The sequence below is a fragment of the Mycobacterium shunyiense genome (assembly GCF_058270035.1).
This window is the reverse complement of the sequence record NZ_JBZDPT010000022.1, coordinates 160,701-167,329: the sequence shown is the minus strand read 5'-3', so window position 1 is coordinate 167,329 and position 6,629 is coordinate 160,701. Positions and strand designations below refer to the sequence as shown.

9 protein-coding genes are annotated in these 6,629 nt (G+C 66.0%); 3 read left to right on the top strand and 6 right to left on the bottom strand.

All coding sequences use genetic code 11. From position 1 onward, the window contains the following. A partial coding sequence (locus tag AC4ELS_RS15925) for a DUF222 domain-containing protein (RefSeq protein WP_499048114.1) occupies window positions 1-785 on the bottom strand: 785 nt, incomplete at its 3' end. Window positions 786-931: 146 nt separating this feature from the next. Between AC4ELS_RS15925 and AC4ELS_RS15920 the strand changes: the two genes are divergently transcribed. Then, on the top strand, window positions 932-1,405 hold the full coding sequence (locus tag AC4ELS_RS15920; protein ID WP_448444765.1) for a DUF4262 domain-containing protein: 474 nt from the start codon (window positions 932-934) through the stop codon (window positions 1,403-1,405). Between the two features lie 109 nt (window positions 1,406-1,514). Next, window positions 1,515-1,733, top strand: a complete 219-nt coding sequence (locus tag AC4ELS_RS15915; protein WP_055118792.1) for a hypothetical protein — start codon at window positions 1,515-1,517, stop codon at window positions 1,731-1,733. Between the two features lie 63 nt (window positions 1,734-1,796). On the opposite strand, the gene AC4ELS_RS15910 is transcribed toward AC4ELS_RS15915, so the two are convergent. The 4 genes from AC4ELS_RS15910 to AC4ELS_RS15895 form a co-directional block, all read right to left on the bottom strand. After that, window positions 1,797-2,615: a class I SAM-dependent methyltransferase gene (locus AC4ELS_RS15910; RefSeq protein ID WP_499048112.1), complete on the bottom strand. Its 819-nt coding sequence runs from the start codon at window positions 2,613-2,615 to the stop codon at window positions 1,797-1,799. A 62-nt stretch (window positions 2,616-2,677) separates the two neighbouring features. Continuing rightward, window positions 2,678-3,694: an NAD-dependent epimerase/dehydratase family protein gene (locus AC4ELS_RS15905; protein ID WP_499048110.1), complete on the bottom strand. Its 1,017-nt coding sequence runs from the start codon at window positions 3,692-3,694 to the stop codon at window positions 2,678-2,680. A 4-nt stretch (window positions 3,695-3,698) separates the two neighbouring features. Further along, window positions 3,699-4,199 (bottom strand): nuclear transport factor 2-like protein, encoded by a 501-nt coding sequence (locus tag AC4ELS_RS15900; RefSeq protein ID WP_499048108.1) that lies wholly within the window; start codon window positions 4,197-4,199, stop codon window positions 3,699-3,701. 42 nt (window positions 4,200-4,241) lie between these two features. Beyond that, window positions 4,242-4,646, bottom strand: a complete 405-nt coding sequence (locus AC4ELS_RS15895) for a hypothetical protein (protein WP_499048106.1) — start codon at window positions 4,644-4,646, stop codon at window positions 4,242-4,244. Between the two features lie 35 nt (window positions 4,647-4,681). On the opposite strand from AC4ELS_RS15895, the gene msrA reads away from it, so the two are divergent. Then, window positions 4,682-5,194, top strand: coding sequence for a peptide-methionine (S)-S-oxide reductase MsrA (msrA, locus tag AC4ELS_RS15890; protein WP_499048104.1), 513 nt, complete (start codon window positions 4,682-4,684; stop codon window positions 5,192-5,194). Between the two features lie 4 nt (window positions 5,195-5,198). Here the strand turns inward: msrA and AC4ELS_RS15885 are convergent, their stop codons facing one another. After that, window positions 5,199-6,560 carry a cytochrome P450 gene (locus AC4ELS_RS15885; RefSeq protein WP_499048103.1) on the bottom strand — a complete coding sequence of 454 codons (1,362 nt, stop codon included), beginning with the start codon at window positions 6,558-6,560 and terminating at the stop codon, window positions 5,199-5,201. Window positions 6,561-6,629 lie beyond the last annotated feature (69 nt).

Genomic DNA, 6,629 nt, shown 5'->3' with positions numbered 1-6,629 from the left:
TTCACGGTGGATTGGTCGGCCAGCACATGCACCACCGCGGCATCGGCGGCCGCGTGTTGCTGTGCGGCGGGGCAGTCCTCGCGTCGACACAGGCACGGCAGGTGGGATTCCAGTCGGGCCACCGGCCCCACCGCGTCGGCGCGGCGCTGCTCGCGGGTGCGCGGATCGTCCTTGCACACCGTGTCAGCCACCGCATCCAGGCGTTGACTCAACGCGACCCCGTCAGCGGCGTGCACATTGGCCCACACCGAGGCCATGCCTGGGCTGCTCGCCTCGACCTGAACAAACCGGCCGTCATCGATCGGGGGCGGGACCCGCACCCCGTTGGGGTCGAGTTTGGCGATCCACTGATCCACCCGATCCCGCAACTGCCGCTCAGACAACCGCATCCACCTATGCGCCCGGGCCGCGAGTTCCTCATCCAGGCCGGCCCAGACTGCGGGGTCGACGATGCCGGTGCGGGCGATGAGCGTCCGCACCACCCGGTAGTCGATGTCGCCAACAGCGAACCGGGCGGCCACCAACGGGAGTTTGTCGCGTAGTACCCGGGCGTGATGAATCTGGGTGCCCGCCCGGCCCCGACTGATCCGCAACGCCGCTGATACTTCTGCAGAGACTTCCTCGAACGGGTCGGTGGTCCAAAAGATCGACTCGGCCAACTCCTGTTCCCGCAGACTGTCCAACGCCCCTATCGCAGCCAGCCGCCCCGCGATCGCCGCCGACTCCGCCCGCGCCGCGGCACTGATCTTGTCGATCAGAGCAACATCGGAATCAACGTCGAACATGTGTTCGATATTACGCCGATCCACTGACCCGCTGCGGCAGATCGACGAACAGTTCCGCCGAGCCACCGAGCTCTGCCGGAACATGTCGTACCCGGGGAGGACTCTGGCGGCCAAGTACCAGCCAAGTACCAACGGAAGGCCACCTGATGTGCTGGATCTGCGACCACCCCGAGGCAACCAGACAGGACTATCTCGAGTGCCTGCGGGAGAAGACCTTCGAGCGTGGCTGGGCCGTGCAATACGTCGAGCACGACCGCAGGCCGTTCGGCTATACCATCGGGCTCAGCGAGGCGGGGCTACCCGAGTTGCTGATCACCGGGCTGTCACCGCTGATGACGTGGAAGCTGCTGAACACCGTGGCGGAATACCTGGTGGACCAGACCGAACCCGCCCCGGGCGACACCATCACACTGCCCGATGACTGGTTCGCCGAGTTCGTCGAAATCAGCGAGCCCACCGCCCATCTCGGTTTCGCTGTGGAGTTGTGCGGTCGCGATATCCGTGCGCTGCAGATCGTCTGGTATGACCAGCACGGCCACTCACCGTGGTGTTCCGAGTTCAATCGGGGCGGCCTCCGCCAACCTGTTCTCGGCGCACGAGGGCCCCGCGAGACCACCTGAACATCCTTCTTTCTGCCATGAGTCGATCAATTCCTGCCAACGGAAATTGATCCCCTGAGCTCTCGGTTTACACAGGCATAACCGGCATGAGACAGAGAGAAGCAGGGAAATGAAGAAGTTCGGATTCGCCGTCATCGCTGCCAGCGGATTGGGCGCAGCCGTACTCGGCCTGGCCGCACCGGCCCTGGCCGCCGAGCCCGCTCACACCGCAACCCCCAGCAGCGTCACCATCTCCGCGGGTGTCGACCGGCTCGACTGGCTCGACCGACTGCACCCCAAGCCGATGGTTCCGAAGGTGGACACCACCGTTCGCCACAGCGGCCGCTGACACCGACAACCTAAGCGGGGCTGCCCGGGAAGGGCTGCCCCGCTTTGGTTTTCAAAGAAACGATCAGAACGCGTAGCGGTGATACTGCGCCATGTACCGCAACACCGGAACCGGCTTCATGACGGCCAGCATCATCCGGTAGTACCAGGGCAGGGTGGCGAATACCGGATCGTCGAAGGGCGATTCCCTGGTCAACAGCCGGGTGCCCGGCACCGCCCGCAGGATGTCCTCTGGTTTGTCGATGGCCCAGTGCAGTTTGGCCCCGGATCGACGTACCACGGTATTAACCAGTTGCGCCCGGATGCCGAGCGTGTTGAACGCGTCGAATTGCAGTTCCCCGGAAGGAAATCCGTCGACGATCCGCCGCAGGAGCGCGACGCCCTCCTGCTCGGTGAGGTACATCGTCAGCCCCTCACCGAGCATCAGGGTCGGCCGGTCGGCGGGAATGTCCCGCAGCCAGGCCGGGTCGGTGACCGAGGCGGCGATGACGTGATAGCGCTCGGCTGACGGATACAACTGCTCGCGCAGGTGCGCGACATCGGGGTAGTCGATGTCGTACCACTCGACGCCGGGGCCGGGCTTGATTCGGAAGAACCGGCCGTCCAGACCGCATCCGAGATGCAGCACCACGGCTTCGGGATGCACGGCCAGGAACTGCCGAGTCCAGCGGTCGAAGTGGGCGCTGCGGGTGGTCACCGACGGCGACGTCGCCTCGGTGATCGAGGTGCGGCTCCAGTCGTAGTCGATGCGGTCGGCGATCTCCTTGGCCAGCTGGTCGCCCAGGATCGGGTGGGGCATCCCGGCGTCGAGCGCTTTGGCGTAGAACGTCGCCAGCATGGTCTGCGGCGCCCCGGTGAGGTCGACTTTCAGCTTGTCGGTCATATCGCCAGGTTAGGCCGCAATACGCTTGCCGCCCAGTGGCTTAACACCTCGCGGCGTGGTGTTCAGCTGCTCTTCTGTGCGCGTTTGGCCGCCCGCAGACCCACCCAGAACTTTGCCGCCTCGGCGATCGACTCCTCGACCGGCCTTGGCTGCCAACCGAGTTCACGCACGGCCTTGGAGTGGTCGAGCTCGGCCTCGGCCCGCATCAGCCGCAGGGATTCCAGCGACAACCGCTCATCGGTACCGCGCAGCTTGCCCTTGAGGGTGCCCGCTGCGGCCAGCGCATACGACACAGGTAGCGGGATCGACCGCTGCGGGGGTGCGACGCCGGCGGCCTCGGCGGCCAGCCTGGCCACCTCGGCGTTGCTGATCATCTTCTCCGAGATGAGGTAGCGCTCACCGGGAGTGCCCCGATCGGCGGCCAACAGCATGGCCTTGGCCGCGTCGTCGATACCGACAGCCTCCAGGTCGATGCCGCTCATGACGAACGGCAGCTTGCCGAAGGCCGCTCCGGCGATTATCGCGCCGTGCGGGGTACGGCCCCAGTCACCGCTGCCGTAAGTGGTGGACACGCACATCGCGACGGCAGGCAGACCACGCTCACGCGCGTACTGCAGCACCAGCTCCTCGGCCTGCACCCGGGAGCGCACGTACGGCGTCACCTTTGACACGTCCACGGTGTCGGCTTCGGTGGAGCGCTTGCCACGTTTACGTCCGACGGTGACGTAGCTGCTGGTGTAGACGAACTTGCGCAGGCCTGGGATTTCCGCGGCGACGTCCAGCACGTTGCGGGTGCCCTCGACGTTGGTACGGAACAGCGGTGCCGGGTCGCGCAACCAACCGCGGGCATCGACGACGCAGTGGTAGACGACGTCGCAACCGGTCATCGCCTCGCGCAGGGCCTCGGTGTCGAAGACGTCGCCGTGAATCCGCGTGACGTCGAGATCATCGATCCCGATGGTGCTCGCATTGGGGCGCACCATGGCCCGGATCTCCGAGCCGTCGTCGGCAACGACCAGCCGGCGCAATACATGCGAGCCCAGGAATCCGTTGGCGCCGATGACGAGTTTGGCGCTCATCTGCTCAGCCCCCGAACTTCTTCAGCCACGCCTCGGCCTCGTCGGTGAGGGTCCCGAGTTCGGCTGCCCTACGGCACCACTTGCGGGCCGCGGAGGCGAACCGCAGGGGGTTGTAGACGTCTTCCTGACGGGACCACAGGCCGTCGCCGGCGTAGGTCAGGATCGAGATGTTGGTGGCGGTGATGATGGTGCCGTCACCGGGATCGCGCATGGGGTTGTCCAGTTCGCAGATGATGCGTCCGGTGGGTTCGTCGATCACCGACCACAGCGACGGGAACGCGGTCATGTAGCTCCCGGGGAAGGTCGTCATGGTCTTCCAGATCCAGGGCCGCACCTGCTCGCGGCCCTTCATCGTGCCCACGGCATGTTCGATGTAGTCGACGTCGACGGTGTAGTGGTCGGCCCACACATCCCAGTTCTTGGTCTGCGCGGCCCGGTCGACGGTCTGCTCGAACGTTTCAAAGGCAGCGGCGAGTTCATCGCGGCTGAAAGACCTGCTCGTCACCCCAAAACTAGAACACGTTCTATCGACCTTTGTCGAGACCCGTCACTGCTCCGCCAGCACCTGCCGGGAACCCAGCGGGGCCTGCAGGGCCACCTCGGCCGTGCCGTGCACTGCCAGGGCGATACACATTCGGCCGACGGATTCGGGTGGTGTCCCGCCGCGGAGGTCGATCGTGACGGCATCGGCGGTTTCCTGTGCGACCACGTGGACGCCGAAGCAGTCCGGGGTCCCGGCGGTGAAGTTGACCAGCAGACGTTCCCCGTCACGGCTGAAGGATTCGATCCGGGTCAGGTGCGGGTCGACGATCGCCGGGTTGTCGATGAACAGGGTGCGCGCGGGATCGGGCGGCACCTCCGGCACCGCGACCTGGGACGGATCGGCCGTCGCAGTGGGGCTTGCGGCCAGCAGGAGTAAACCGGCCAGGCCCGCCGTTGCAACTACACGCATGACCACCACGGTAACCACGGAGCACAATGGGGCACATGGGCAATTATTCGAGAGCGATCCTGGCGGGCGGCTGCTTCTGGGGCATGCAGGACCTCCTCCGCAAGCAGCCCGGAGTCGTCTCCACCCGGGTGGGTTACACGGGCGGACGCAACGATCACCCGACGTATCGGAACCATCCGGGCCACGCGGAGGCCGTCGAGATCGAGTACGACCCCGCGCAGACCGATTACCGGGCATTGCTGGAGTTCTTCTTCCAGATCCACGATCCCTCCACCAAGGACCGGCAGGGTAATGACGTCGGCACAAGCTACCGGTCGGCGATCTTCTACCTCGACGACGAACAGAAGCGCGTTGCGCTGGACACCATCGCCGATGTGGACGCGTCCGGGCTGTGGCCGGGCAAGGTGGTCACCGAGGTGACGCCTGCCGTCGATTTCTGGGAGGCCGAGCCCGAGCACCAGGACTATCTGATGCACTACCCGAACGGGTACACCTGCCACTTCCCGCGTGCGGGCTGGAAACTGCCCAAGCGACAGACCACCGGATAGCGGGTCAGTTCCCCAGCGGCGTGGCGCGGCGACGCACGACCAAGCGTCCACCCGCCGCGGGGGTGTAGGCGACGCCACGGGAGTGCACTTTCTCCCCCGGTGCCGTAGTGGTCTCGATCTCGAAGTGGCGCAGGACGGTTCGCAGCACCACGTCCATCTCCACGTTGGCGAACACCGCCCCGACGCAGCGCCGGGTGCCGCCGCCGTACGGTAGCCAGCCCAGCCCGGGCCGGCTGCCGACGAATCGCTGCGGGTCGAACCGCTCCGGGTCGGAGAACTCCTTCTCGGCCTCCTGGATCTGCGAGATCGCCACGATCACGGAGTGCCCGCGCGGAATCTCCCACTCCCCCAGCCGGATTGACGGGGCGTAGACGTGGCGGCCGGCGAAGTCGATCACGGTGCGGTTGCGCTGCACCTCGAGGATGGTGGCCTGACGGTATTCGTTGCCGTCGGTGGCCGCCTCGGCCTCCAGCTCGGCCAGCACCTTCGGATGCCGACTGATCCGCTCGAAGGCCCAGCCCAGGGTCGACGCCGTGGTCTCGTGCCCGGCGGCCAGCAGGGTCAGCAACTCGTCGCCGATGTCCTTGCGGGACATGGCCGATCCGTCCTCGTAGGTGCTGCGCAACAACAGCGCCAGGATGTCGTCGCGCTGGTCGAAGTCCGGGTCGGCTTCGACCTTGTCGATGAGCCGGTTGATGACGGCGTCGTACTGCTGGCGGTATCTGGCCAACCGGCCCCACGGGCTGAACCGGCCGAAGGTACGGGTCGGGGTCGGTACCACCACCAGCCGAGAGCCCAGCGTGACCCATGGCGGGATGATGCGGCGTAGCTCGTCGAGTTGTTCGCCGTCGGCGCCGAACACCGCGCGCAGAATCACGTTGAGGGTGATCCGCATCATCGGCTCGAGCGTCTCGAACTCCTGACCCTGCGGCCAGTTCGCCGATTCCCGCAGCGTCTCCTCTTCGAAGATCTGCTCATAGTTCTTGATGCTCTTGCCGTGGAACGGCGGAGTGAGCAGCTTGCGACGGCGCCGGTGGTCCGTGCCGTCGAGGGCGAACACCGACCCGGATCCCAGGATGCGGCTCAAGTTGGGCTGGACATTGCCGACATCGTCGGTGTTGGCGGCGAAGAGCTGCTTGGCCAACTGGGCGTCGGCGATGATCACCGTGGGCCCGAAGATCGGGAGTTTGAGCTTGAAGACATTCCCCTGACGGCGGGCGATCTGTTTGACCACCCGGCGCCTGGCCAGCATGAAGCCGATGGCCTGCAACGGCTTCGGAACCCGGGCATCGGGCGGCACGCGACCCGGTGTGGTGCTCGCGGTGGACTTCTCGGTGGTCTTCTCAGCTGCTGCCAGCTCGGTCATACCATCTCCAGCCAGGCCCTGGTACCGCTCGGTACCAATGGGTTATGAGGTACGGTACTCCCAGGTACC

What these genes read in the sequence shown, in the direction of transcription:
- AC4ELS_RS15885 (WP_499048103.1), bottom strand. Translation starts at nt 6,560, where the DNA reads ATGACCGAGCTGGCAGCAGCTGAGAAGACCACCGAGAAGTCCACCGCG.
- AC4ELS_RS15895 (WP_499048106.1), bottom strand. Translation starts at nt 4,646, where the DNA reads ATGCGTGTAGTTGCAACGGCGGGCCTGGCCGGTTTACTCCTGCTGGCC.
- AC4ELS_RS15920 (WP_448444765.1), top strand. Translation starts at nt 932, where the DNA reads ATGTGCTGGATCTGCGACCACCCCGAGGCAACCAGACAGGACTATCTC.
- AC4ELS_RS15910 (WP_499048112.1), bottom strand. Translation starts at nt 2,615, where the DNA reads ATGACCGACAAGCTGAAAGTCGACCTCACCGGGGCGCCGCAGACCATG.
- AC4ELS_RS15915 (WP_055118792.1), top strand. Translation starts at nt 1,515, where the DNA reads ATGAAGAAGTTCGGATTCGCCGTCATCGCTGCCAGCGGATTGGGCGCA.
- AC4ELS_RS15905 (WP_499048110.1), bottom strand. Translation starts at nt 3,694, where the DNA reads ATGAGCGCCAAACTCGTCATCGGCGCCAACGGATTCCTGGGCTCGCAT.
- msrA (WP_499048104.1), top strand. Translation starts at nt 4,682, where the DNA reads ATGGGCAATTATTCGAGAGCGATCCTGGCGGGCGGCTGCTTCTGGGGC.